At 69.0% G+C, this 24,852-nt stretch carries 24 protein-coding genes and 3 pseudogenes; 7 read left to right on the top strand and 20 right to left on the bottom strand.

Annotated elements, in window-relative coordinates:
• Window positions 1-876 carry an aldo/keto reductase gene (locus tag ACFWWR_RS37735; protein WP_383878189.1) on the top strand — a complete coding sequence of 292 codons (876 nt, stop codon included), beginning with the start codon at window positions 1-3 and terminating at the stop codon, window positions 874-876.
• Window positions 877-950: 74 nt separating this feature from the next.
• On the opposite strand, the pseudogene ACFWWR_RS37730 reads toward ACFWWR_RS37735, so the two are convergent.
• A pseudogene (locus tag ACFWWR_RS37730) lies at window positions 951-1,190 on the bottom strand (ATP-binding protein); the annotation flags it as partial.
• Between the two features lie 80 nt (window positions 1,191-1,270).
• Here ACFWWR_RS37730 and ACFWWR_RS37725 point away from each other — a divergent pair.
• The 3 genes and pseudogenes from ACFWWR_RS37725 to ACFWWR_RS37715 all read left to right on the top strand — a co-directional run bounded on the left by ACFWWR_RS37725 (window position 1,271) and on the right by ACFWWR_RS37715 (window position 2,893).
• Window positions 1,271-1,582 carry a hypothetical protein gene (locus ACFWWR_RS37725; protein WP_384308164.1) on the top strand — a complete coding sequence of 104 codons (312 nt, stop codon included), beginning with the start codon at window positions 1,271-1,273 and terminating at the stop codon, window positions 1,580-1,582.
• A gap of 9 nt (window positions 1,583-1,591) precedes the next feature.
• Window positions 1,592-1,902 (top strand): annotated as a pseudogene (locus ACFWWR_RS37720) (DNA-directed RNA polymerase subunit alpha C-terminal domain-containing protein); the annotation flags it as partial.
• Window positions 1,903-2,131: 229 nt separating this feature from the next.
• Window positions 2,132-2,893, top strand: a complete 762-nt coding sequence (locus tag ACFWWR_RS37715; RefSeq protein WP_384308161.1) for a ZIP family metal transporter — start codon at window positions 2,132-2,134, stop codon at window positions 2,891-2,893.
• A gap of 275 nt (window positions 2,894-3,168) precedes the next feature.
• Here ACFWWR_RS37715 and ACFWWR_RS37710 read toward each other — a convergent pair whose 3' ends face one another.
• Together ACFWWR_RS37710 and ACFWWR_RS37705 are read right to left on the bottom strand one after the other, a co-directional pair.
• Window positions 3,169-3,450: a hypothetical protein gene (locus ACFWWR_RS37710; RefSeq protein ID WP_384308158.1), complete on the bottom strand. Its 282-nt coding sequence runs from the start codon at window positions 3,448-3,450 to the stop codon at window positions 3,169-3,171.
• 95 nt (window positions 3,451-3,545) lie between these two features.
• A pseudogene (locus ACFWWR_RS37705) lies at window positions 3,546-3,662 on the bottom strand (IS5/IS1182 family transposase); the annotation flags it as partial.
• 139 nt (window positions 3,663-3,801) lie between these two features.
• On the opposite strand from ACFWWR_RS37705, the gene ACFWWR_RS37700 reads away from it, so the two are divergent.
• A complete protein-coding gene (locus tag ACFWWR_RS37700; RefSeq protein ID WP_384308155.1) occupies window positions 3,802-4,020 on the top strand; it encodes a hypothetical protein in 219 nt (72 codons plus the stop codon).
• Between the two features lie 121 nt (window positions 4,021-4,141).
• Here ACFWWR_RS37700 and ACFWWR_RS37695 read toward each other — a convergent pair whose 3' ends face one another.
• From ACFWWR_RS37695 to solA, 16 genes are all read right to left on the bottom strand, one after another.
• Complete coding sequence (locus ACFWWR_RS37695; protein ID WP_384308152.1) at window positions 4,142-4,495, bottom strand: cupin domain-containing protein; 354 nt, start codon at window positions 4,493-4,495, stop codon at window positions 4,142-4,144.
• Between the two features lie 111 nt (window positions 4,496-4,606).
• Window positions 4,607-6,019, bottom strand: coding sequence for an aspartate ammonia-lyase (gene aspA, locus ACFWWR_RS37690; protein ID WP_384308150.1), 1,413 nt, complete (start codon window positions 6,017-6,019; stop codon window positions 4,607-4,609).
• A 503-nt stretch (window positions 6,020-6,522) separates the two neighbouring features.
• Window positions 6,523-7,650 (bottom strand): DegT/DnrJ/EryC1/StrS family aminotransferase, encoded by a 1,128-nt coding sequence (locus ACFWWR_RS37685; RefSeq protein ID WP_384308147.1) that lies wholly within the window; start codon window positions 7,648-7,650, stop codon window positions 6,523-6,525.
• Window positions 7,647-8,051 (bottom strand): RidA family protein, encoded by a 405-nt coding sequence (locus ACFWWR_RS37680; RefSeq protein WP_384308144.1) that lies wholly within the window; start codon window positions 8,049-8,051, stop codon window positions 7,647-7,649. The genes ACFWWR_RS37685 and ACFWWR_RS37680 overlap by 4 nt, the downstream gene beginning before the upstream one ends.
• A gap of 112 nt (window positions 8,052-8,163) precedes the next feature.
• Entirely contained in the window at window positions 8,164-9,447 is a 1,284-nt protein-coding gene (locus ACFWWR_RS37675; protein WP_384308141.1) for an NAD(P)/FAD-dependent oxidoreductase, read from the bottom strand.
• A gap of 50 nt (window positions 9,448-9,497) precedes the next feature.
• A complete protein-coding gene (locus tag ACFWWR_RS37670) occupies window positions 9,498-10,163 on the bottom strand; it encodes a haloacid dehalogenase type II (protein WP_384308138.1) in 666 nt (221 codons plus the stop codon).
• 45 nt (window positions 10,164-10,208) lie between these two features.
• Complete coding sequence (locus ACFWWR_RS37665) at window positions 10,209-11,147, bottom strand: aldo/keto reductase (protein WP_384308135.1); 939 nt, start codon at window positions 11,145-11,147, stop codon at window positions 10,209-10,211.
• Window positions 11,144-12,598, bottom strand: coding sequence for an aldehyde dehydrogenase family protein (locus ACFWWR_RS37660; protein WP_384308132.1), 1,455 nt, complete (start codon window positions 12,596-12,598; stop codon window positions 11,144-11,146). Before ACFWWR_RS37660 ends, ACFWWR_RS37665 begins: the two co-directional genes overlap by 4 nt.
• Complete coding sequence (locus ACFWWR_RS37655; protein WP_384308129.1) at window positions 12,595-13,548, bottom strand: succinylglutamate desuccinylase/aspartoacylase family protein; 954 nt, start codon at window positions 13,546-13,548, stop codon at window positions 12,595-12,597. Before ACFWWR_RS37655 ends, ACFWWR_RS37660 begins: the two co-directional genes overlap by 4 nt.
• 25 nt (window positions 13,549-13,573) lie before the next feature.
• On the bottom strand, window positions 13,574-14,983 hold the full coding sequence (locus ACFWWR_RS37650; RefSeq protein WP_384308126.1) for an aminotransferase class III-fold pyridoxal phosphate-dependent enzyme: 1,410 nt from the start codon (window positions 14,981-14,983) through the stop codon (window positions 13,574-13,576).
• Entirely contained in the window at window positions 14,980-15,849 is an 870-nt protein-coding gene (locus ACFWWR_RS37645) for an ABC transporter permease (protein WP_384308123.1), read from the bottom strand. The genes ACFWWR_RS37650 and ACFWWR_RS37645 overlap by 4 nt, the downstream gene beginning before the upstream one ends.
• Window positions 15,846-16,769: an ABC transporter permease gene (locus ACFWWR_RS37640; RefSeq protein WP_328778066.1), complete on the bottom strand. Its 924-nt coding sequence runs from the start codon at window positions 16,767-16,769 to the stop codon at window positions 15,846-15,848. The genes ACFWWR_RS37645 and ACFWWR_RS37640 overlap by 4 nt, the downstream gene beginning before the upstream one ends.
• Window positions 16,770-16,774: 5 nt before the next feature.
• On the bottom strand, window positions 16,775-17,920 hold the full coding sequence (locus tag ACFWWR_RS37635) for an ABC transporter ATP-binding protein (RefSeq protein WP_384308119.1): 1,146 nt from the start codon (window positions 17,918-17,920) through the stop codon (window positions 16,775-16,777).
• Window positions 17,913-18,986 (bottom strand): extracellular solute-binding protein, encoded by a 1,074-nt coding sequence (locus tag ACFWWR_RS37630; protein WP_384308116.1) that lies wholly within the window; start codon window positions 18,984-18,986, stop codon window positions 17,913-17,915. Before ACFWWR_RS37630 ends, ACFWWR_RS37635 begins: the two co-directional genes overlap by 8 nt.
• Before the next feature lie 132 nt (window positions 18,987-19,118).
• Window positions 19,119-20,108 (bottom strand): succinylglutamate desuccinylase/aspartoacylase family protein, encoded by a 990-nt coding sequence (locus tag ACFWWR_RS37625; protein ID WP_384308113.1) that lies wholly within the window; start codon window positions 20,106-20,108, stop codon window positions 19,119-19,121.
• Window positions 20,109-20,113: 5 nt separating this feature from the next.
• Window positions 20,114-21,256: an N-methyl-L-tryptophan oxidase gene (gene solA, locus ACFWWR_RS37620; protein ID WP_384308110.1), complete on the bottom strand. Its 1,143-nt coding sequence runs from the start codon at window positions 21,254-21,256 to the stop codon at window positions 20,114-20,116.
• A 262-nt stretch (window positions 21,257-21,518) separates the two neighbouring features.
• Between solA and ACFWWR_RS37615 the strand changes: the two genes are divergently transcribed.
• Window positions 21,519-22,265, top strand: a complete 747-nt coding sequence (locus ACFWWR_RS37615) for an IclR family transcriptional regulator (protein WP_384308234.1) — start codon at window positions 21,519-21,521, stop codon at window positions 22,263-22,265.
• A gap of 91 nt (window positions 22,266-22,356) precedes the next feature.
• Here ACFWWR_RS37615 and ACFWWR_RS37610 read toward each other — a convergent pair whose 3' ends face one another.
• Window positions 22,357-23,373 carry an aminotransferase class V-fold PLP-dependent enzyme gene (locus ACFWWR_RS37610; RefSeq protein ID WP_384308107.1) on the bottom strand — a complete coding sequence of 339 codons (1,017 nt, stop codon included), beginning with the start codon at window positions 23,371-23,373 and terminating at the stop codon, window positions 22,357-22,359.
• Window positions 23,374-23,878: 505 nt separating this feature from the next.
• Here ACFWWR_RS37610 and ACFWWR_RS37605 point away from each other — a divergent pair.
• Window positions 23,879-24,622 carry an IclR family transcriptional regulator gene (locus tag ACFWWR_RS37605; RefSeq protein WP_384308231.1) on the top strand — a complete coding sequence of 248 codons (744 nt, stop codon included), beginning with the start codon at window positions 23,879-23,881 and terminating at the stop codon, window positions 24,620-24,622.
• Window positions 24,623-24,852: the final 230 nt, after the last annotated feature.

Below are 24,852 nucleotides of genomic sequence, written 5' to 3'. Positions count from 1 at the left end.
ATGACCACCACCGACACCGCCCGTCCCGCAGAGGCTTCGGGCACCTTCCGCCTCGGCGGCGACCTCGAGATCAACCGTCTCGGCTACGGCACGATGCAGCTGACCGGCAAGGGCGTCTGGGGCCAGCCGAAGGACCACGACGAAGCCGTCCGCGTGCTCAAGCGGGCCGTCGAGCTCGGCGTGAACTTCTTCGACACCGCCGACAGCTACGGCCCCGACGTCGCCGAGCCCCTGCTGCGCGAGGCGCTGCACCCCTACGGCGACGACATCGTCATTGCGACGAAGGCCGGCCTCACCCGCCAGGGCCCCGACCTCTGGACGCCCGTCGGCCGTCCCGCCTACCTGCGCCAGCAGGCCGAGATGAGCCTGCGCCGCCTGGGCGTGGAGCGCATCGACTTGTTCCAGCTCCACCGCATCGACCCCGAAACTCCGCTCGAGGACCAGATCGGCGAGCTGAAGAAGCTCCAGGACGAGGGCAAGATCCGCCACATCGGCCTCAGCGAGGTCACCGTTGCGGAGGTCGAGGCGGCGCAGGAGATCGCGCCGATCGTCTCCGTACAGAACCTCTACAACCTCACCAACCGCTCCTCGGAAGAACTCCTCGACTGGTCCACCGAACAGGGCATCGGCTTCATCCCCTGGTTCCCCCTCGCCACTGGACAGCTCACCGGCGAAGGCAGCCCGCTCACCGAACTCGCCAAGCAGCACAACGCCTCACCGTCGCAACTCGCCCTCGCCTGGCTCCTCAAGCGCTCCCCGGTCATGCTCCCCATCCCGGGCACCTCACGCGTCGCCCACCTTGAGGACAACCTCACCGGCGCGACCATCGAACTCACCGACGACGAGTTCGAAGCACTGTCGAAGGCGACCGCCTGACCCACGCCACCCGCTCCTCGCTCTGTCCCTTGCAGCGGGCGGCCACCCGGACAGGTGGCCGCCCACGCGCGCCGTCACAAGCCGAGGTAGAAGCGCACGGTCGTGCCGTCGGCGCCGGTGTGCACGCGCACCAGATCGGCCACGTAGTGGACCAGCATCAGGCCCCGGCCGCCCAGCTGGCCGCGCTCCGGCGGCCGGCGGCCGGCCAGCGGATCGATCAGCCGGCCCGCATCACGGACCTCACACACCAGCTGCCCCTGCTCGGCCCAGATGGCGAGTGTCCCGCGGCCTCCGCCGTGCACCACGCTGTTGGTCCCTCAAGCAGCTCATATCGCCGACTTTCGGCCTGCTCCAGCTCGTCATCACCCCCGTGATGCTGGCCTGGACTCTCGTGATGACACTGATGACCCTGGGCGGCCGGTACCACAACCCCGGCGTAGCCCTCATCTACCTCGGGGTATACCTCGTGGTCAGATACGGCCAGTCAGGTCTGTACGTCCTCATGCGGCCAGACATGACCACACGCCAGCGGTGGCGCTCGTGGCTCGTCGGAACCCCGACGGCCGTGTTCATGAACATCGTGCTCCTGTGCCCCACCCGCTACTGGGCACTGTTCAAGCTCCGCGACAACGCGTGGCAGTCCCGCGGACTGACTGCGAAGACGGCACTACCGAAGGGTCGCCACCGCACCGAGGCCACGACCTGACGAATGCCTGACATGGGCCCCTCCCCCACGGACGCCGCCCTCGCCGCCGACCTGGTCGTGCCGATCGAGAACCTCGACCTCACCGTCCGCTCGTACAACTGCCTCAAGCGCGAGGGTATCCACCCCGTGGGAGAACTCGTCGTCCTCTCCAAGGCCGACCTCCTGGAATCCTCAACTTCGGTGCGAAGTCGATCGACGAGGTCAAAGCGAAGCTCGCCGGCCTGGGCCTCAAGGACAGCCCGCCCGGATTCGACCCCACCGCCGGAGACGCCCTCGGCGCCGACGACGACGCGGCGCGGGTGAAGACCGAGCAATACTGAACGCTGCGCCGGCCAGACACTTCGCGTACGGGGGCGGGAAGACTTCCACGCTGTCCTTGCCCGCTGGGCGACCAACCGGGTCCTCACCCGCCCACAGCAGCCAGGTGGGTACAGCGTCAGGCGCCCGCCCTGTGCCTTCCCCCCTTTCTACGCGGGTGCATGGCTCACTCAGGTCGACACGACCGCGCTGGCCCGTTGATCCACATCCATTGCGGGTAGGCGGTTCGGCATGGCTGAAGTCGTACAGGCTGGACTGTGGGGGCTGGTGGCGGGCTCGGCGCTGCTGCTCGGTGCCGCGCTGGGGTACGGGCTGCGGGTGCCGCAGAAGGTGATCGCGACCGTGATGGCCTTCGGTTCCGGGGTGCTGATATCAGCGGTCTCCTTCGAACTGGTCGAGGAGGCGTACGAGCAGGCGGGGCTCGCTCCCGCGGCCATCGGCACCCTCATCGGCGCCTTGGCCTACACCGGGGGCAACGTGTGGCTGGCCCGCCGGGGCGCGCGCCACCGCAAGCGCTCCGGTCACGAACGAGCAAAGGCACAACCCTCCGAGGCCGAGCAGGGCGGATCCGGGACGGCGCTCGCGCTCGGCGCCCTGCTCGACGGTGTGCCGGAGTCCGCGGTAATCGGAGTCGGCCTGCTGAATGGCGGCGCGGTCAGCCTGGTGACCGTGGCTGCTGTGTTCATCAGCAACGTCCCTGAGGGGCTCTCCAGTTCGGCGGGGATGAAGAAGGCCGGCCGCAGCCGGGGCTACGTCTTCGGTGTATGGGCAGCGATCGCCGCGGCCAGCACGTTGTCATCCGTCCTTGGTTACACGGTGGTCGGTTCCTTCTCCCCCGCCGTGATCGCCGCGGTGACCGCGGTGGCGGCCGGGGCGATCCTCGCCATGGTCGCCGACACCATGATTCCCGAGGCGTTCGAGGAGGCTCACCTGGCCATCGGACTGATCACCGTGAGCGGCTTCCTCGTCTCCTTCGCCCTCTCCCACGCTTGACCGCTGGGTTGGGAGCGGGAGGACCGTGCGGTGGCGTGTCGCGTGAGTCCAGTGCACCGTTTGGCGTCGTCGAATGCCGTGTAGGTGCCCACAGGGGCGCATCTGTCATCCCTGGTGTGGCACTTGCTGTGCCATGGAGTGGACGGGTTGGGCAACAAGCGGATCCCGGAGCATCTGGTCGATCAACGGCTTGTAGTCATCCGCGCGGCCGTGGCTTCTTCCGCGCCTCCGGCCAGACCGCTGCAAGCTGGCCGGACCAGGACGCGCATCCTCGGCTACTTGGGCATGACCATCCCCTGGTCCGTCACGTAGCAGTCGCCCATACACGTCGGGAACTCCGAACTGTCCGCAACGGGCCCGCGCATCTGGTCCGAGGTGCAGAACTTGAAGAGAGTCTGCTGCTTCTGCTGGTATGTCAGTCCGGTGGGCCGGTAGTTCTGTGACTCCAACTGATTCGAGGACGACAGCGAAGGGCTGTCCGTACCGTCCTTGGCGCTTCCGATCAAGGCCCCTACGACGAACGCTGCGGCAGAAGCGACGACAGCCACCTGGACCATTGGCCGCTTCCACTACGGCAGCTCCAGTCTCGCCAGGATGCGCTGGTACTCAGGGTCCCTTTCGTATTCGTCTCGCCACTGAGCCCTTTCCAACTTCAGTCTGAGCTGGCCAGATGGAGGGTGAGGACGGCTTGGACGAGGCTCGTGATCCGGGTCGTCGAGCAGCGGAGCTTGCGGAGGAGCCGCCAGGACTTGAGGGTGGCGATGGCTTGCGAAGCAACGGAGTCACCTGAAGAAGCACCGGCGCACGCCCGCCACTCACCACGCCCCCGCACACACCCAAGGCGCGCGTCCGCCCGGCGCAAGCCGGGTATCCCCCGGGCAGTCCCACACCCACGGAGGTGGAGCGCCATGCCCGACCACACCAACGGACCGGAACCCGTCGCGACCTTCTGCGGCAACTGCAACTGCGGCTGTCCCCAGCTCTTCGTCTACCCGAGTGCCCCGGCCGAGCAGCGGGTCATCCTCACGGACGACTTCGGCCAGCGCGTCCAGATGAGCTTCGACCAGTTCACGAACCTGGTCGACGACGCCAAGGCCGGCAAGCTGGACGGCATCGCGCTGCCCTGACCTCACCGCCGACTGCCGTGCAGGGTCGGGGGCTGGCGCGGTGGCGGAATACGTCCGCTACGTTTACAGCCCCCGCCACATCGAACTGCGCGGGCTACGGCCGAGTCGCGCGGCATCAGCATCACGTCACGATCACGTAGACCTTGCGCACGGTTTCGATGGTCTTCCAGACACCGACGAAGCCCGGCTTCATGACAAAGCTGTCGCCTGCCTTGTAGACCACCGGCTCGCCGCCTTCCGGCGTGAGTTCGACGATGCCGGAGAGGATGTGGCAGAACTCAAAGGTCTCGCCCTTGATCGAGCGCGTCTCGCCGGGCGTCGCTTCCCAGACGCCCGTACGGATCATCTCCCCGCGGGCAACGTCCTGGGCCCAGGTCTTGAAGTCGGGATTGCCGGAGATCAGGCGTTCCGGGAGCGGGGCGGACTCGCGCGGAGCGGAGGAGGGATCGGTGTCGATGGTCTTCAGGAGCGACATGCCTTTTTCCATTCTCGGGCTTGAGAAGTTGGTAGCCGCGGCACCGGTCACGGCCTCCCCGCCGAAGCCGCCTGTTGCCCGCGGAGCTGGTGCGCCGGTACGCAGGGCGTGTCAGACCAGGGCCTGGCCCCTGCCGGCCACGACCTCAGGGCGCAGCAGGTCAGCGAGTTGCTCGGCGGGCAGCAGACCCTTTTCCAGAACGAGTTCGGCCACTCCGCGGCCGGTGGCGAGGGCTTCCTTGGCGATGTCGGTGGCCGCGGTGTAGCCGATGTGCGGGTTGAGGGCGGTGACCAGGCCGATGGAGTTCTCCACGCTCGCCCGCAGGGCCTCGGTGTTGGCGGTGATGCCGTCCACACAGCGTTCGGCGAGGGTGAGGCAGGCGGCACGCAGGTGGGTGATGGACTCCGACAGGGAGTGCAGGATGATCGGCTCGAAGGCGTTCAGCTGGAGCTGTCCGGCCTCGGCGGCCATGGTGATGGTGACGTCGTTGCCGATCACCTCGAAGGCGACCTGGTTGACGACCTCGGGGATCACCGGGTTGACCTTGCCGGGCATGATGGACGAACCGGCCTGCACAGGCGGGAGGTTGATCTCGCCGAGGCCGGCGCGCGGCCCGGAGGACAGCAGGCGCAGGTCGTTGCAGCTCTTGGAGAGCTTGACGGCGATCCGCTTGAGCACGCCGGACATCTGGACGAACGCGCCGCAGTCCTGGGTGGCCTCGACCAGGTTGGCTGCGGTGACCAGTGGCAGCTCGGTGATCGCGGAGAGGTGGCGGCGGGCGGACTCGGCGTATCCGGAGGGGGCGTTGAGGCCGGTGCCGATGGCGGTGGCGCCCAGGTTGATCTCGTGGATCAGCTCGACCGCCTCCGCGAGTCGGCTGCGGTCCTCGTCGAGCATGACGGCGTATGCGGAGAATTCCTGGCCGAGCGTCATGGGGACCGCGTCCTGCAACTGTGTACGGCCCATCTTGAGCACGTCGCGGAACTCGACGGCCTTACGGGCGAAGGAGTCCTGGAGCACGGCCATCGCCTTGAGCAGCCCACGCACGGCGAAGACGGTGGCCACCTTGACAGCGGTCGGATAGACGTCGTTCGTCGATTGTCCGAGGTTGACGTCCTCGTTGGGGTGCAGGTGCCAGTACTCGCCCTTGGCGTGGCCCAGCAGTTCCAGCGCCCGGTTCGCGACGACCTCGTTGGCGTTCATGTTGGTCGACGTGCCGGCGCCGCCCTGGATGACGTCGACGACGAACTGGTCGTGCAGCTTGCCGTCACGTATCTCGCGGCAGGCGGCGACGATGGCGGCGGCTTTCCTCGGCTCCAGCAGGCCGAGTTCCTCATTGGCCAGGGCGGCGGCCTCCTTGACGGCGGCCAGAGCGTCGATCAGGTGCGGGTAGGCGCGGATCAGCGTGCCCGTGATGGGGAAGTTCTCCGTGGCACGCAGGGTGTGGACCCCCCAGTACGCCTCGGCGGGAACGTCCCGGTCGCCGAGCAGGTCGTGTTCACTTCGCTTGGCTGCGGCGGTCATGGCTGAGCGGGCCTTCTCTCGGACGGTTTCAGACGAGTGTGTACGTGAGGTCAGTCGTGGGTGTACGTCAGCTGCTGGAGCGGGTCGAGCGCGCGGGACAGTCGAAGACTGTCGGTGTTCCTCGTCGAAGGAAGCAACGAGGAATGGGCCGTCCTTGAAGCAGTCCTTTGGTCAGCCAGCCCGGCACGACCTGCCACGCCTTCGGGTTCCGAGGCAGCAAGGCCGTACCAGGAAGCCCCGCAGCACCACCGCACCGTCACCTCAGCGCAGTCGATGCCGGCCTTGTAGTAGGCGCCACCGAACGCCAGGAAGCTCATGATCGGGACGCGGCTCAAGTGAGCCGCACAGGTAACCGGCTGCAGGGCGAATTACTCGACAACGCTGACCGCGGCTGACCGAGAAGTTCGTACGTACGCGGCCCCGGCGGGTCATGCTCGCGCCACACATCCCTTGCGCACACTGGGCTACAACGCCTGATCACGCACAGGAACCGGCGCCGTGGATCAGGCCAATCCGGCGCGGACCTCCTCGGCGACCATGTCGATCTGGTGGAGGCTCAGATGCGGTCCCAGCGGCAGGCCCAGAAGCCGATTGCCCGAGCGCTCCGTTCTGGGCAGGCTGCCGGCGGCGTAGCCGCGATCCCCGTAGGCCGGCTGCAGATGCATCGGCGGCGAATAGAGCGCCTTACAGCCGATCCCCTGTGCGAAGAGATGAGCAGCCAGCGCATCTCGTCGGTCGAGCTCGATGACGTAGTTCCGCCAGGCATGACGGAAGCCTGTCTTTTGGCCGGGCAGATCGGCCAGGCCGGCGAGGCGCTCGGTATAGCGGTCGGCCTGGGCGCGGCGCACCGCGAGCGCCTCGTCGAGACGGGGCAGCTTGGCGCGCAGGATGGCCGCCTGCAGCTCATCCATCCGCTGGTTGTGCCCCTCCGTCTCGTGGTGCAGGCCGAGGCTCGGCTTGGGCCCGTAGTTCCGTTCACGAGCCTGACCGTTGGTCGCGAGCCTACGGATCCGCTCCGCCAGAGCGGCGTCCTGTGTCGTGCAGGCGCCCGCAGCTCCGTAGGCGCCGAGGTGCTTGCCCGGGGCGAAGCTGAAACAGGTGACATCGGCCAGGCTGCCGAGCCTGCTGCCGTCGATCTCCGCGCCGAGCGCAAGGCAGGCGTCCTCGACGAGCGCGAGGCCATGGCGATCGGCGATGCGCCGCAGCTCGATCATGTCGGCGGGATGGCCGTACATGTCGACGGGCAGCAGAGCGCGTGTCCGGGGCGTGATCGCGGCTTCGCATGCGGTGGGGTCGATGCATCGTGACTCGGGGTCGATGTCGACCCAGACGAGGGACGCACCGACCGCGCTGATCGCCGCCGAGTCGGCGAGATCGGTGTTCGCCACCGTGATGACTTCGTCTCCCGGTCCGATCCCGAGCGCGCGCAGCGCGGTTGTCAGGGCGGCGGTACCAGAGCCCACGGCGACAGCGTGCCGCGCGCCGACCCAGCTCGCGAACTCCTCCTCGAAACCCGGCACCTCTTCGCCCCAGGTGAACTGTCCGCTTTCAAGCACTCGGGCGATCGCGGCGTCGATTTCCCCGCGGTGCTCCCGATAAAGCTTGGCGTGATCGTAGAGCGCCACTCTCATGGGGCGATCCTGTCCTTCGGGAGATAGGCCACGACCTCGACTTCCATCGTGATTTCCGGAAAGCCCAGGGCGGCGACGGTCATTCCGGTATGCGCCGGACGGTGATCCCCGAAGTAGTCGAGCCGCACCTTCGTCACGGCATCCTTGTCCTTCACGTCGGTAAGGAAGGTCGTGACCTTGACGACGTCGTACCGCGTGGCGCCCATGTGAGTCAGCACGCGATCCAGGTTGCGATAGACCTGCCTGGCTTGGTTCGCCGCGTCGCCGCCGACCCAGGAACCGGCTTCGTCCTTGGCGATCTGGCCGGACACGAAGATGAGATCCCCGGCTCGCGCGGCGTGATCGTAGGTCAGGCCCGGCGCGACGTCATCGGGGCTGGAGGTTTCGACTGGACTGAGCATCAGGAAACTTCTTTGCTGTCGGAGTGTCAGAGTCGGATGGTGGACCCGGCGGGGGGCCTTCCCGCATCGCACTCGCGGAAGGCCCCCGCAGTGTCACCGCTTTCGGCGCGCCTCAGCGCAGGCGGTCCTTCACCTTGTAGTAGGCGCCGCCGAACGGCAGGAACCAGGGCGTGCCGTTGTAGAAGGGGACGGGGACCTTGGGGAAGCCGAGGCCGCGCAGCGGGTTGGCCTCCGGCTTGCCGTCCATCATCTCGGCGACCGCCCTACCCATGTAGGTGGCCATCTGGACACCGTGACCGCAGTAGCCCATCGAGTAGTACAGGCCGTTCTCCTCGCCCGCGTGCGGGAGACGGTCCCAGGAGAAGCCGACCATGCCGCCCCAGACGTAGTCGACCCGCACACCCGCAAGCTGCGGGAAGATCTCCGTCATCTCCCGCTTGAGGATGTCTCCGCTCTTGACGTCGGAGGCCGGGTCGGAGGGCGCGAAGCGGGCCCGGCCGCCGAAGGCCAGGCGGTTGTCGGGGGTGAGGCGGATGTAGTGGCCGATGTTCTTGGAGTCGACCACCAGACGGGCGTTCGGGATCAACTCCTTGGCGCGTGCCTCACCGAGCGGCTCGGTGACGATGATGAAGCTGCCGACGTTGATCAGCCGCTTGCGGAACCACGGCAGCGCCTTGTCGGTGTAGGCGTCGGTCGCGGCCATCACCTGCTTGGCACGGATGGTTCCGTTGAGGGTCTCGACCAGGAAACCGCCGCCGGGCAGGCGGGTGAGGCCGGTGGCCGCGTTCCGCTCGTGGATCTCCGCGCCGGCGCGTTCGGCGGCCTCGGCCAGGCCGTGGACGTACTTGCCCACGTGCAGGGCGGCGCTGAGCGGGTCGAGCAGGGCGCCGTGGTAGTAGTCCGAGCCCAGCTCGGACTTCAGGTCGCCGCGGGTCAGGAGCTGGGTCTCGTGGTCGAAGTTCTCGGCCAGGTCTCGCTGGGTGGCCTTCATCGACTCGAAGTGCTGGGGCTTGAAGGCCACACCGAGGCGTCCGGAGCGGTTGAAGTCGCAGTCGATCTTCTCGGTGCGCGTGAGCTCCTCGACGACGTCGACCGCCTCGCGGAAGGAGTCGTAGAGCTCGCGGGCGCGCTCCTGGCCGTAGCGCTTGCGGGCCTCGCCGACCCCGATGGTGAGGCCCTGGGTGCACATGCTGCCGTTGCGGCCGGAGGCGCCCGAGCCGACCTTGTCCTTCTCGACGAGGACGACCCGGGCACCCTTGCGGGCGGCGTGATACGCGGTGGACAGGCCGGTGAGGCCGCCGCCGATGACCACCAGGTCCGCCTCGTCGGGCAGGTCCTTTCCGGACCGGTCGGGCAGGGCTGGAGCGGTGTCGAGCCAGTAAGGGATCTGCTTCATGGCGTGCGTCCTCTGTGTTCTCTGTCCTGTGTCGCCGTGTCGCCGTGTTGTCAGCAGCCGAGCAGCTTCGGCAGGCCCGACAGATCGGTCAGCTCGTCGTAGGGCTGGTAGTCGGCGCTGCCGGGGCGGCCGAAGCGGTTGATCCACACACGGCGCTTCAGGCCGAGGTCGCGGGTCGGGATGTGGTCGTACTCCCAGCCCTGGGCGGTGTGGATGACCTGCGAGGGCTCGACGCCCATGGTCTTGAAGGCGTGCTCGAAGGTCTGGAAGTCCGGCTTGTAGGCGCCGGCCTGCTGGGCGGTGATGACGTAGTCGAACTCGACGCCGATGTTCTCGACGTTCCGCGCGATCAGGTTGTCGTCGCTGTTGGTGATGATGGCGATCTCGTACCTGCTCTTCAGGGCGCGCAGGGCCTCCGGGACCTCCGGGAAGGGACCGAAGGTGGGGACGGCCTCGACGAGGGCGTCGCCGTCGGAGGTGCGGTACTCCAGGCCGTGCAGGCGCATGGCCATCCGCAGGCTGGAGTGCAGGATCTCGTGGTAGGGGCGGTACGCCTCGAGGACGGCCTGGAAGCGCATGACGCGGAAGTCGTCGAGGAACTCGTCGACGTCCAGGTTGTCCAGGTCGAGCCGGTCGGCCAGGACCTTGAGGGTGGTGGGGCCGAGCTGGAAGTCGACCAGGGTGCCGTAGGCGTCGAAGGTGACGATCTCTCGCATGGTGTCAAGCCTCGATTCTGGGTGCTGTGGAGAAGGGCGGGTGTTTCAGACGACTTGTTCGCCAGGGATGACGATCGCGTCCAGTGCGGCCAGGTCGGCCGCGTCGGGGATCCAGTCGGCCGCCGCCGCGTTGGCGGTGACCTGTCCGGGGTTCATGGCGCCGCAGATCACGGAGCCGACGGCGGGCAGGGCGGCCAGTCCGCCCACGGCGACCTGGAGGAGGGTCAGGCCGCGTTCGGCGCCGTACGCGGTGAGCGCCTCGACTCGGTCGAGGGCGGCGTCGGTGAGCCAGCCCTGCCGCCAGGACAGCCGGCTGCCGGGCGGGGGCTGCTCGCCGCGCCGGTACTTGCCGCTGAGCAGGCCGTTGGCCAGCGGGTAGTACGGCAGGAGACCGAGGCCGTGACGCAGACAGGCCGGGATCAGGTCCTCCTCCACGCTGCGGTCGAGCAGGTGGTAGCGGGCCTGGGTGGACACGAAGGCGTCGCTCAGGTCCTCGGCCGGGAGAGCGGAGCAGCCTATGTACCCGATCTTGCCCTCGTCGACGAGCTCCCGCAGGGCGGCGATCGTCTCGTCGAGCGGGGTGACGCCGTCCGGCTCGTGGTACTGGTACAAGTCGATGCGATCGGTGCCGAGACGGCGGAGGGAGGCTTCGACGGCGTACCGGATATAGGCGCGGGCACCTCGCCGACCGTACTGATCGGCTTCCGGCCCCATCTCCATGCCGAACTTGGTGGCCAGGACGACGTCGTCGCGGTGGCCCTTGAGGGCGGCGCCAAGCAGCCGTTCGCCGTCACCGCGCGTGCCGCCCTGTTCGCCGAACCCGCCGTACATGTCGGCGGTGTCGAACAGGGTGACCCCGGCGTCGAGGGCCGCGTGGACGACGGCCTTCGTGCCGTCCTCGTCCAGGCGGGAGCCGAAGTTGTTGCCGCCGACTCCGACGACGGAGACGGTCGGTCCGCGTTCGCCCAGGGTGCGGTACCTCATGACCGGCTCCCGAACCCGATGCAGACGTTCTTCGTCTGCGTGTAGCTCGCCAGGGCTTCGAGGCCCTTCTCCCGGCCCCAGCCGCTGTGCTTGTAGCCGCCGAAGGGCAGCTCGACGCCGGTGCCGACGCCGGTGGCGTTGACGGAGACCTGGCCGGCGCGGATGCCCTCCGCGAGGCGCATCGCCTTGTCGATGTCGCGGGTCCAGACGTAGGAGGAGAGGCCGTACGGGCTGTCGTTGGCGATGTCCAGGGCCTGGTCCGCGTCGTCGAAGTCGATGACGGTGACGACGGGGCCGAAGATCTCCTCGCGGGCGCAACGGGCCTGGTTGGTCAGGCCGGTGAGGACGGTCGGCTCGATGTAGTAGCCGTCGGCCAAAGCCGGGTCGGACGGCGCGCCGCCACCGACACGGACCGTCGCGCCCTCCTCGCGCGCCAGGTCGAGGTAGCCCAGCACCCGGTCGCGCTGGCGGGCGGCGACCAGCGGGCCGATGTCCGGGTCGGACAGGCCGGGGCCGACGCGCAGGGTGGCGATCTTCTCCACCAGCCGGTCCAGGAACTCCTCCGCGCCACGCTGAAGAAGCAGGCGCGTCCCGGCCGAGCACATCTGTCCCGCGTTGCTGAACGAGGCCCCCAGGATCGCCTTCAGGGCCAGGTCGAAGTCGGCGTCGGCGAAGACGACGAACGGCGACTTGCCGCCCAGCTCGGTGACCGACGGCACCACGTTGGCGGCCGCGGCCTGCGCGACCTTGATGCCGGTGGGGACTGATCCGGTGAAGGTGACCTGGTCGATGCCCGGGTGTCCGGCGAGGGCCGCTCCCGTCCCGCCGTCGCCGGGGACGACGTTGAGGACACCCGGCGGAAGCCCGCACTCCAGTGCGATCCTGCCGATCTCCAGCGGGGTCAGCGGCGCCTCGGGAGAGGGCTTGAGCACCACCGTGCAGCCCGCGGCCAGCGCCGGAGCGGAGCCCCTCGCGGTGTTCTGCAGCGGGTAGTTGAACGGGATGATCTGGCCGGAGACGCCGATCGGCTCGCGCACGGTGTAGTCGAGCAGCCCCGGGCCCAGCGGGATCGTGGAACCGCCCAGCTTGTCGGCGAAGCCCGCGTAGAACTCGAAGTAGCGGGCGGCGGCCTCGACGTCGGCCTTGGCCTGGCTGAGCGGCTTGCCGGTGTCCTGGCTCTCCAGCCGCGCCAGCCGTTCGCCCTGGTAGCGAATGGCCTCGGCGATCCGGTACAGGAGCCGGCCACGGTCGGCTGCCCGCATCCGGGCCCATTCGGGCGCCGTGAACGCTGCCCTGGCCGCGGCCACGGCCTGGTCCACGTCCGCCTTGCCGGCCAGCGCCACCGTGGTGATGGCCGTGCCGTCGGACGGGTCGAGGACGGTGAAGGTGCGGCCGTCGGCGGCGGGTATCTGCTTTCCGTCGACGAGGAGCAACTGGGTGTCGCCGCTCATGGCCGTATCTCCCCCTGCACCTCACCGAAGATGACGACCTCGTCGCCCGGACGGACGGTCCGGATCCGGCGCACCCAGAGCACGATGCCGTCCTGCGGGGCGATCACCTCTTCCAGCGTGTTGCCGTAGTGGTCGACGATGTGGGCGATCAGGTCGCCCTCCTTGCAGGTCTCCCCCGGCTCGGCGTGTCCGAGGAAGAATCCGCCGGCCGCGGAACGGGCGAAGGTGCCGGAGGTGGCGGTGTAGCTGTCGCGCAGCTTCACCTCGCCGTCGATCATCTTCAGCTGCCGCATGATGTTGTGGATCGAGTCGATGTGCAGCTCGACGTTGGCCTCGCGGTAGGTGCCGCCGCCCGCCTCGATGGTGATGGCGGGCTTGCCCGCCGCGAGGGTGGGGTGGCGGACGGTGCCGCCCCACTTGCCGCCCTTCCAGACCAGCTCGTGACCGGCCGCGAGGGCCAGGTCCGCGGCGAGCTCCTCGTAGCCGCCCTGGAGGATGACGAGCGGGGCGATTTCGCCGAAGGTGCCGCCGGTGTGCAGGTCGACGAGCGCGTCGATGGCGGGGACGACCTGCTCGACGAAGGTGGCGGCCAGCCGCAGGGAGTACGAGCCGTCCGCGTCGCCCGGGAAGATCCGGTTGAGGTTCAGGTAGTCCAGGCCGCTGGTGCGGGCGGCGGCCTCGAAGGCGGGGGTGTTCATGCAGGGGATGCCGACGAGGGTGCCGCGCAGGGTGGCCGGGTCGATGTCGGCGAGGACGCGGCGGATGGCTTCCTGGCCGTCGTACTCGTCGCCGTGCACGCCCGCGTCCACACACAGCACCGGGCCGTCCTGGGCGCCGTTGACGACGATGAGCGGGATGCCTAGCTCGACGCCGTAGCTGCTGGTGCCGACCGGGATGAGGCCCTGGGCGCGTTCGCCGGGGGAAACGGTCAGCGGACCGATGGAGTACATGTCGTTCCTTTCGAAAACGGGTGGGTCACAGGCGGGCGGACGCCTCGACGAGGGTGTCGGCGAGGATGTCGGCGATCCGGTCGAGGAGTGGGCGGTCGCTGATCAGCGGGGGCGCGATCTGGACCAGCGGCGCCGACCGGTTGTAGACGCGGGCCAGGAGTCCGGCCTCGCGCAGGCGGCGCGGGATCAGGTCGGCGACGAGGTCGGCCCGGGCGCGGTCGCTGAAGCCGCCGCCGTCGAGGTCTCCGACGAGTTCGCAGGCGTAGAAGAATCCGGCGCCGCGGGCGTCGCCGACAATGGGCAGGTCGGCGAGGGACGCCATCCGTACCGCGAGGTGGTCCTGGAGCCCTCGGACGTTGTCCAGGATCCGGTCCCGTTCCATGATCTCCAGGCTGCGCAGCGCGATTGCCGCGCTGAGCGGGTGGCCGGCGAAGGTGTAGCCGTGGTTGAGGACCGCACCGGGCCGGTTGATGACCTCGGCCACGCGCGTGCTGACCAGGGTCGCCCCCATGGGGGCGTATCCGGCGGTGATGCCCTTGGCGACGGTGACCATGTCCGGGCGGGCGCCGTAGCGGTCCCCGCCGAACCACTCCCCCAGCCGTCCGAAGGCGGTGATCACCTCGTCGGCGACCAGCAGGAAGCCGAACCGGTCGGCCAGCGCCCTCAGTCCCTCCCAGTAACCCACCGGAGGTGTGATGCACCCGCCCCGGTTCTGCACCGGTTCGGCGATCAGCATGGCGATGGTCTCCGGGCCTTCGGCCAGGATCTCGGCCTCCAGCTCGGTAAGCAGGTGGGCGGTGTAGGTCCTGTCGTCGGCGAACTCGGGGGCCAGTCCGAAGCGGTTGGTGTTGGACACGAACCGGGTGTCGATGGCCGGCGGTCCGTACGGATCCGTCAGGCCGGGGTCGTCGGTGAGGGAGAGGGCGCCGACGGTCAGGCCGTGGTAGGCGCCGCGCCGGGCGATCGCCTTGACCCGGCCCGGTTCGCCGCGCAGGGAGTGGTAGCGGCGGGCGATCTTCCAGGCCGTCTCGACGGCTTCGGCACCGCCGCCGGCGAAGAAGGTGTGTTCGACGTCGACAGGGGCGATCAGGGACAGGCGTTCGGCGAGCTCGATGGCCGCCGGGTGCGCGGAGGAGGACCACAGCGGGCTGAAGCACAGCTCGCGCAGCTGCCTGTCCGCCGCCTCGGCGAACTCGGGGCCGTAGGAGTAGCCGAGTTGGCAGCAGTACAGGCCGGAGAGGCCGTCGATGTAGCGCCTGCCGTCGGCGTCGATCACGTACGGCCCTTCGCCGCGCCGGACGACGAAGAGGTTCTCTCCCTCGGGGCCCAGCGAGCCGTTGGGGGTCATGTTCAGCAGCAGGTGTCTGGCCGCCGTGGCGGACAGTTCACCGGCCGGGGTGCGGGTGCTCGTGCTCGTGCTCGTGCTCGTGCTCATGATGCGGTCTCACTTCCGGCGGCAAGGCCCACGGCGGGCTCGGTGGGCAGCAGGCCGCCCTGCTTGCCCAAGCCGCTGAGCTTGCGCACCACGCCGACGAGGCCGAGGGCCACGACGGCGACCGCGATGAGGATCGCGCTGACCGCGGTCACCGACGGATCGACGTCGTACTGAAGGACGTTGAACACCTGGACCGGCAGGGTCACGGTGTCCACGGAGGACAGGAACTGCGAGATGAAGAACTCGTCGAAGCTGGTGATGAAGGAGAAGATGCCCGCCGCGACCATTCCGGGCATGGCCAACGGCAGGGTGATCCTGCGCCAGACGGTCAGCCGGCCGGCGCCCATGCTGGCGGCCGCGTCCTCCAGCCGTTCGTCGATGCCCTTGAGCGTGGCCATGAGGATCATCACCGCGATCGGTGAGGCGAGCACGGTGTGACCGAGGGCGATGGCGACCGGGCTGCCGAGCATCGAGGCCGGCTCGAAGAGCAGGAACAGGCCGAGAGCGATGACCACTTGGGGGATCACCAGCGGGGCGAGGACCAGGCCGTAGACCGCCGTCCGCAGCGGCAGTTCGCTGCGGACCAGCGCCGTGGCCGCGGTCATGCCGAGGACGAGCGAGAAGACCGTGGTCATGGCGGCGATCAGGGCGCTCAGGGAGAGCGCGGCCGGCCACTTGCTGCCCTCGACGAACAGCTGCTTGTACCAGCCGAACGTCCAGGCGGCCGGCGGGAAGTTGCCGAAGGCGTCCTTGCCGAAGGAAGTGACGACGATGACGATGATCGGCAGGGCCAGGAACACCAGGATCAGGGTCGCCAGCACGGCCAGGGTGATGCGGCCGGCCAGGGTGGAGCGGAGCTCGATCATGACGCCGTACCCCGGTTCCGAAGGGCCTCGCCGGCCGACTTCAGCAGCCTGAGCAGCAGTAGTCCGGCGAAGGTGAGGAGTAGCAGGATGATGCCGAGTGCGGAGGCGCCGTTCCACTGGTTCTGCTTCATGACCTGCTCGTCGATGAGCGAGGCGACCATCGTCTGCTTCTCGCCGCCCATCAGGGCGGGGGTGAGGTAGTAGCCGAGGCACAGGATGAAGGACAGGACGCCCGCGTTGACCAGGCCGGGGGCCACCAGGGGGACGTAGACGCGACGGAAGATGGTGATCCGTCCGGCGCCCATGCTGGCCGCCGCGGCGAGCAGCCGCCGGTCGATGCCCTTCATCACGGCGTAGAGCAGCAGGACTGTGTAGGGGAGCATCACGGCGGTGGTGCCGATGACGACGCCGATCTCGTTGTAGAGCAACTCGAAGGGCGCGCCCGGGAAGTGAAGATCCGTCAGGGTGTTGTTCACGACGCCGTTGTCACCGAGCAGGATGATCCAGCCGTAGGTGCGCACCAGGGCGCTGATGAAGTGCGGGACGACCACGACGAGCATTGCGAGGCCGGCCCACAGCGGCTTGAGCCGGGAGATCGCGGAGGCCAGTGCGAAGCCGACGACCAGGGCGAGCAGGGAGGTCTCGGCCGAGATCCGCAGGGTGGTGAGCAGGATCTCCAGGTTGGCGCCGGCGAAGGCGTCGGCGTACCAGTGCAGGGTGAAGCCGCCGTTGTCGCCCTTGAGGCTCAGCATCAGGGTGCTGAAGATCGGATAGACGAAGAGGATCAGGAGGTAGACGACGACGGGTGTGGCGTTGAGCAGTCCGAAGCGGGTGCGCCGGTCGGACAGCGAAACGCGGGTGCGTCGCTTCTTGTGGGGCACAGGGGCGATGGAGCTCGGTGCGGGAGCCAGCACGGCCATGGTTGTCACCCCCCGCTTTCCGGGTCGGGGAGCACGTCGGGGAAGACACTGACGTTGGCGGGGTCCGCGGTCAGGCCGACGTTTTCGCCGAGTGCGGGGGCGCGTCCGGCGGGCAGCTCCAGGCGTATGAGTTCGGTGGCCGCGCCGCCGACGGGGCGGACGGTGACACGGACGAGGGTGCCGACGTAGGTGACCGTCTCGACGGTCCCGGTACAGAACCCGTCGCCCGGCGGACACAGCGCGAGCCGGCCCGGCTGGACCGCGGCCCGTACCCGTGCGCCGTCCGGGACGGCCTGCGAGCGGGCCGTGATCAGACCACCGGTGTCCAGCCGCACGAGGGTGTGCTCCGCCGACTGGTCCTCCAGGCGGCCCGGGAGGAAGTTGGCGGCGCCGAGGAAGTCGGCGACGAACGGGGTGCGGGGGCGCTCGAAGAGTTCCTGCGGGGTGTCGAACTGGTCGATCAGCCCGTCCCGCATGACCGCGATGCGGTCGGAGAGGACGAGGGCCTCTTCCTGGTCGTGCGTGACGTAGATGACGGTCAGGCCGAGTTCCTGCTGGATGCGCTTGATCTCGGTCTGGAGCTGGTCGCGCAGCTTCTTGTCGAGGGCGCCGAGCGGTTCGTCCATGAGGATCACCGGGGGCCGGTAGACCAGTGCCCGGCACAGGGCGACGCGCTGCTGCTGGCCGCCGGAGAGCTCGCGCGGTCGCCTGCGGGCCATGGCCGACAGTCCGGCCATCTCCAGGGTCTCGCCGACCCGCCGGCGCAGCTCCGCCTTCGGGATGTCGCGCAGTTGCAGCGGGAAAGCGACGTTCTCCCACACCGTCATGTGCGGGAAGAGCAGGTACTGCTGGAAGACGAAGCCCAGGCCGCGCTTCTGCGGGGCCAGGCGGGTCACGTCCCGGCCGCCGACGACGATGCTGCCGGAGTCGGGCTCGCAGAACCCGGCGATCATCATCAGAGTGGTGGTCTTGCCGGAGCCGGAGGAACCCAGGAAGGTGACGAACTCGCCGGCGGCGATCTCCATGGAGACCTCGTCGACGGCGGTGACGCCGCCGTAGGTCTTGCGCAGTGCCTTCACTGACAAGGGCTTTCCGGTGCCGGTCGCCGGCGCCGGCGCGGTCCGCGAGGGCATCAGGTCGATGTCAGGCATGCGTCCACTCCTGCCAGCGCTTGGACACGGCGTCCTGGTTCTTGATCCACCACTCGACGTCCAGGTCGAAGCCGGACTCCAGGTGCCCGGGCGAGCTGGCCAGGTTCTCGGCGGCGGTCGTGGAGAGCTTCTTGTAGGCGGCCGGCACCGTGGGGGCCATCGGGTAGATCTCGGCGTAGGCCGCCTGCACCTCGGGCCGGAGCGAGAAGTCGATGAGCTGGTAGGCGGCGTCGAGGTTGGAGGCGCCCTTGGGGATGCCCCACGCGTTGCTCTGCCGGCGGGCGCCGTTCCACTGGTAGGCGAGCGGGGCGCCGCCCTTGATCAGCGCGTCCAGGCGACCGTGCCACACGCTGGAGGCGACGACCTCCTTGCGTCCCAGCAGCACGCCGGGCAGCGCGCCGGTGTCCCAGAACTTCCGGACGGAGCCCTTGATCTCGTCGAGAACCCGGAAGGCCCGGTCCACGTCGAGCGGGTAGAGCTGGTCCAGCGCCACGCCGTCGGCGAGGAGGGCGAATTCCAGCTCCGGGTAGTCGGCGTCAAGCGCCTGGAGGGCACGGTTGCCCTTGAACGATCCGGTGTCCCAGAAGTCGGCCCAGGAGGAAGGTTTCTTCCCCCCAAATGCGTCCGTTCGGTACGCCATCACGCTGGCCCAGTAGTTCTTGCCGACCGCGTTGGAGGTCACAAGGGACTTGACTATGCCGGCGTTCTTGAAGTTCTTCAGCCGGTCGAAGTCCAGCTCCTCGGTGGCGTCCTCCTTCTTGAACAGGACGTAGTCGGCCATCGAGTCGTCGATCACGTCGAACTGCGGACGGCCCTGCTTGATCTGGGCGAGCATCTGCGCGTAGGCGATGTTGACCACCTTGACCTGGATGCCGGTCTCCTTGGTGAACGGCTCGTAGATCGCCTTCTGGTTGGCCTCGCCGTAGGTGCCGCCGCTGTCGCGGACGACGAGCGTCTTGGAGCTCTTGCCGCCGCTGCCGACGGAGCGGCTGCTGCCGGTGCCGCAGGCGGTGAGCGAGGTCGCGGCGATGCCTGCGGCGACGCCGCCGACTCCGCGAAGGAACACTCTGCGGTCTATCCGAACATCTTTCACCGGAGACTCCTGAGGGTGCGGTACGAGGGGAGAAAGGAGGGGATGTGCGCGGGGGGTGCGGGCTGGTGCGGTTCTTGCCGTGCGGGGGGCTTGGGGGGTGGGGTCTCAGTGGCCGGTGTCCCGCGGCGCGGGGGCGGCGATGGCGGCCAGTTCGGCGCCGGGGGCGACGGTCAGGCCGCGCATGCCGTAGAAGATCCGCCCGGTGGCCGGGGCGTGGACCCTGTGCTCGGTGCCGTCGACCGGGTCGATGACCCGGCCGAGGAGCTGTCCGTCCGTCACGTCGTCGCCGACGCCGAACTCCGGGTACCACAGGCCCGTCGCCTCGGAGACGACGCCGGCGGCCCAGACCCAGGCGCGGACGGCCGGGTCGTCCTGGGGCTTGGTCTCCAGGACGCCGAGCCGGCCCAGTACCCCGTACAGACCGTCGACGAGACGACGGGCGGTGTCCGCGTCGCGTTCGCCGAGCTGGCCGGTCTCCACAAGGATCGCCGGGACGCCCTGGCGGGCGGCGGCCGCGTGACTGTTGCCGCCGTCGGCGTTCAGTCCGAAGATGACGTCCTCGATGCCGACGGCGCCGGCCATGTCCGCGGTCTTCGCGTCCAGTTCCGGCTCGCCGGTGAGGCGGTAGCCGACGAAGTTCTTCAGGACCTCGTCGATGCCGCCGGAGTGCAGGTCGACGTAGGCGTCGGCGCCGTCCACCAGGTTGGCGAACAGCCACGCCGCGAGACGCTCGGTGGGACCGCCCTCCGGGTCGCCCGGGAAGACCCGGTTGATGTTCACACCGTCGACCGGGGAGACGCCGAGGCGTCCCTCGTAGACGGCCGGGGGGTTGGCGACGGGGCAGATGACGACCTGGCCGTGCACCTCGCCGGGCTCCAGTAGGGCGGCGAGCCGGGTGGCCGCGTCGATGCCGCTGAACTCGCCGCCATGCACACCGGCCGTGATGAGGACGCGGGGCCCGGGGTTGGTGCCGTTGACGAGGGTGAGCGGGATGTCGACGGTGAGGGTGCCGAGGTCGGCGGGCAGGGTGCCGCGGGTCTTGCTGCCGGGCTCGGCGCTGAGCGTGCCGACGAGGAGGGGGGTGTTCGTGGTCATCGTCGTTACGCTTCCGTCCGGTCGAGGGTCGAGATGAAGTCGATGGGCTGCGGCGAGGCGCCGTCGAGCGCCAGGTCGGCCGCGATGTCGCCGAAGGCGGGCGAGAGCTTGAAACCGTGGCCGGAGAATCCGGCAAGAAGGACAACATGCTCATTCCCTTGCCCGCCTGGCAGCGGTCCGACCAGCGGACGGCTGCTCTCGGTGTAGCCCTCCATGTAGACGGAGAGCCGGGTCGGGTCGGGGTTCAGGTCCGGCATGTACCGGCCGATGAGCTCGGTGAAGACCTCCAGCTCCTCCGGCTGCACGGTCCGGTCCAGCTGGTTCGGGTCGCCGGCCGGGCGGTGCAGCGCACGGGACAGGCCGAGCTTGACGGAGACGCCGTCCGGGGAGGGCAGGCCGTAGCAGTGGGTGGGTGCCGTACGGATGAACGCCGGGCGCTCCTCGCCGAACCAGGCGTCCGTGGTGGGCACGTACCAGGCGCTGATCAGCCGGCGGATGTCCACCTCCCACGGCAGGTCAGGGAGCAGGTCGTTCACCCACGGGCCGGGCGTGACGACGGCGGTGTCGAAGTGCTCGCTGCCCTCATCGGTGCGGATTTCGACACCGTTCGCGACGGGCACGATCTCGCGGACCGTGGTGTAGCGGTGGATGCGGGCGCCGAGTTCTTCGGCGCGGCGGGCGGCGGTCTGGATCGTCAGTTCAGGCCGGATGAAGCCCGCGCGGCGGTCGAGTACGGCCGCGTCGCCGTCCTCGATCCGGAACTGCGGGAAGCGCTTGGCGAGCGCCTCGGCGTCCAGCACCTCGTGGTCCAGGCCGTGCTCGGCGATGGACTCGAGGACCGTGGCCATCTGCTGGTGCTCGGTCGGCCCCATCAGCAGGCATCCGGTCAGCCGGCGCAGTTCGCGGCCGGTGTCCTGCTGGAGCTGCTCCCACAGGGCGTCGGCGTGCTTGAGCAGCGGGACGTACCGGGAGTCCTCGAAGTGCGCGCTGCGGAAGATCCGGGTCTCGCCGCCGGCGGCGCTGCGGTCGTGGCCCGGGGCGAAGCGGTCGTACCCGACGACCTCGGCTCCGCGGGCGGCCAGTCGCCAGGCGGCCTGGCTGCCCATCGTTCCGACGCCTACGACGGCGACGCGCTTCTTGGCAGACACAAGGGGTTCCTTTCGTCTCCCGGGGCGTGGATGCTGAACGCCCGGTTGCGGACTCTTGGATTCCGGATGGACCGCGGCGCCGGGTCGATGACCACGTCTGCACTGTCCGGGGAAGGGGACTTCGTAATTGCCCTCTGCTAGCCCGTGCCACATTGTGGAACGATGTGCTAGGATCTGGCACGAGAATGACAGCCGCTCCTGAGGGAGTCAAGAGGGTGTCGACCAGATATTTCGAGGATTAACAGGGGGAAACCGGATGGAAATGAAGAGCGTGATCAGGTCTCTGCGCGTCCTGGAAGCAGTCGCGCAGCACCAGCCTGTGACCGTCGGCGAACTGACCAAGATCTTCGGGCTGCCCAAGTCGACCGTGCAGCGCACCCTGGTCACCCTGGCCGAAGCCGGCTGGCTGCGCGCCAACCGCAAGGACACCACCCGCTGGGAGATCGGCGCCCGCGTCCTCGCCGTACGCCCCGCCGCCCTCCAGGGATCCAGCCTCTACGCCGCCGCACGCGAACCCATGGTCCGCCTCCGCGACACGGTCAACGAGACCATCCACCTCTCCGTGCCGGACGCGTTGCAGTGCGTGGTGGTGGTCGACCGCGTGGACTGTGACCAGGCGGTACGGACGTTCATCAACATCGGCGACACCTCGCCGCTGCATGCCACCGCCACCGGGCGGGCGATCCTCGCGCACCTGCCGAGGGCGGACGTCGAGGAACTCGTCGAGCGTGGACTGGAGCGCTTCAACGACTCCACGCCGACCGATGCCGCCGGACTGCGGGCGGAGCTGGACCGCGTGCGGGGGGACGGTTACTCGGTGAATCTCAACCAGTACCGGCCGGACGTGTGCGCGGTGGCCTCAGCCATCCTGGACACGGACGGCACGCCGCTCGCGGCGGTGGCCGTTTCGATGCCCGCTTCCCGGTTCGAGCCGGACCGGCTGCCCAAGTGGGGCCGCCTCGTCGCTGACACGGCGACGGAAATCGCGGCGCGCCGCCTGGGCGGCTGAGAAGGGACGGCTGCCTGGCCCCGGCACGCGGCCAGGCAGCCGCGCAGGCGGAGCGACCCGCCGGGCGGCGAACCATCAGCCGACCCGGAGGTCAGCGGAGCCCGCGCGCCGAGTACTCCTTCTGGACCACCTCTGAGAGCGCCGCGACGAAGCGGTCGAGCTCGTCCTTGCGCATGTAGATGTGCGGTGACACGCGCAGCCCCCGCAGATGCCGTACCTCGCGGTATTTCGTATGGACCTGGTGGACGTCTCTCAGCTCCCGCTCCACGGCCCTGTTGTCGAGGTGGTCGATCGAGAACAGGGTGACAGCGCCCAGGTTCTCGGTGTCCAGCGGCGTGTGCAGCCGGAATCCGGGGATGTCCCGGGCGAGATCCACCCAGTAGCGGGTCAACTCCCGCAGCCGCTGATGAATCCTCTGGACACCGATCTCCCGGTGCAGCCGGGCGGCCGGCGCGATCCCCGCTTGAAGGGCCGAGTTGTACGTGCCGAGATTCCAGTGGTCGAACTTGTCGACGCGCAGCGGCGGCGGGTCGAAGGGGGCCAGCAGGGGCCAGGTGTCGTCGATCCGGTCCCGCCTGACCACGAGCATGCCGTTGCCCACCGGCGCGCCCATCCATTTGTGCAGGCTGGTCACGTAGTAGTCGCAGCCGATCTCGCGGAAGCTGACCGGCTGCTGCGCGAAGATCTGAGCACCGTCGACCACCGTGAGGGTGCCGTTCTCCCTCGCCAGACGACACAGCCTCTCGGCCGGCGCGACTTGACCCGTCCAGTGGTACATGTGGGTCAGCTGCAGCACCCGCGTGCGCGAGGTGAGGGCCGCGGTGTACGCCGCCACAACGTCGTCGTCGCTGTCCATCAGATCGAAGTCGGCCGTCACCACCTCGATGCCCTCGCGTTCCTGCCGCTGCCGCCAGGCCGCGAGCACGCTCGGGTAGTCCCACGCCGACACCACCACCTGGTCGCCCGCCGACAGCGGAATCCCGAAGATCGCCGTGCACAGTCCTTCGGTGGAGTTGCGGTTGAGCGCGATCTCGTCCGGCTCGCAGTCGATCAGCTGCGCCAACTGTGCCTTGACGTCGGGGAGCGCGGGATCGAGCTTCTGCCACATATTGAGTCGGGATTCCGGCTGACCAGCCGGTAGGCGTCGATCGTCACCTGCTCCACGACCAACGGCGGCGGGCTCACGGCCGCGTTGTTCAGGTTCAGCAACGGCCGTTGCTCCGGGTAGGCCGCACGGACGCGTTCCCAGAAGTCGTCACCAGCGGTATCAGGGCTGCCCACGAGGGCACCTCCATGGTCTTGAACATTGTGACAGGGCCGCCGAGGAAGCCGCAGCCCCGCGCCCGGCCCGGGGGAAGACCTGGGCGCGGGACGGCCCCGCGCGATGCGCGAGACGGCGCGGTCAGGGCGTGACCGCCGTCCTCGCAGCGGCATCGCGAGGTACAAGGTGCCGAGGAACTTCTCAGTGAGCGAGGCCAGCCCTCTCGCCCTCGCCATGCCACATAGTGGCATGTTATGCTGAAATCTGGCACGAGAATGGCAGCCACCCGGGAGGGAGTCAAGAGGGTGTCGTCCGAAAATTTCGAGGACCAACGGGGGGAAACCAGATGGAAATGAAGAGCGTGACCAGGTCGTTGCGCATGCTGGAGGCGGTCGCCCAACATCAACCGGTGACCGTGGGGGAACTCACCAAGCTGTTCGGGCTGCCCAAGTCGACCGTGCAGCGCACCCTGGTCACCCTGGCCGAAGCCGGCTGGCTGCGCGCCAACCGCAAGGACACCACCCGCTGGGAGATCGGCGCCCGCGTCCTAGCCGTACGACCCGCCGCCCTCCAGGGATCCAGCCTCTACGCCGCCGCACGCGAACCCATGGTCCGCCTCCGCGACACAGTGAACGAGACCATCCACCTCTGCGTACCGGACGCACCCCAGTGCATGGTCGTCGTCGACCGAGTCGACTGCGACCATGCCGTACGGACCTACCACGCCATCGGCGACACCTCGCCCCTGCACGCCACCGCCACCGGACACGCCGTCCTCGCCCATCTGCCGGAGGCGGACATCGACGAGATCGTCACCCGCGGACTGGAGAGCTACAGCGACTCCACCCCCACCGACCCCGCGGAACTGCGCGCCGAACTGCGGCGCGTCCGCAAGGACGGTTACGCCGTCAACCGCAACCAGTACCTGGCCGGCGTCTGCGCCATCGCCGCGCCCGTCCTGGACGGCGACGCCAGCCCGCTGGCCGCCGTGGCCGTCTCCCTTCCCGACTCCCGCTTCTCGCCGGACCGGCTGCCCGAGCTGGGCCGGCTGGTCGCCGACACCGCAGCGGAGATCACCGCTCGCCGCCTGGGTTGACAGCCGCTCCCCTGCGCGCCCCTGGTCGGAACAGGGGCAGGTGCCGCGCAGGTGCCGCGCTTTGTTCCGCATCGAGGTGGAGCCGAGAAACCGGTGCCTGCCTCCACGACAAGCCGGACACCCAAGAGCTCACGCTCGTTCCGCCTGGACGCCGCACCCGGCATCGGAGACAGCTCCGCCCGGTGTGGAAACCGGGGACTCCGTCCTACGGTGGCGTCCCCGGTTTCCAC

It is taken from the genome of Streptomyces sp. NPDC058678 (assembly GCF_042714835.1).
GTDB lineage: Bacteria > Actinomycetota > Actinomycetes > Streptomycetales > Streptomycetaceae > Streptomyces.
Note: the sequence above shows the minus strand (reverse complement) of the source record. Positions and strands in the feature narration are given on the sequence as shown.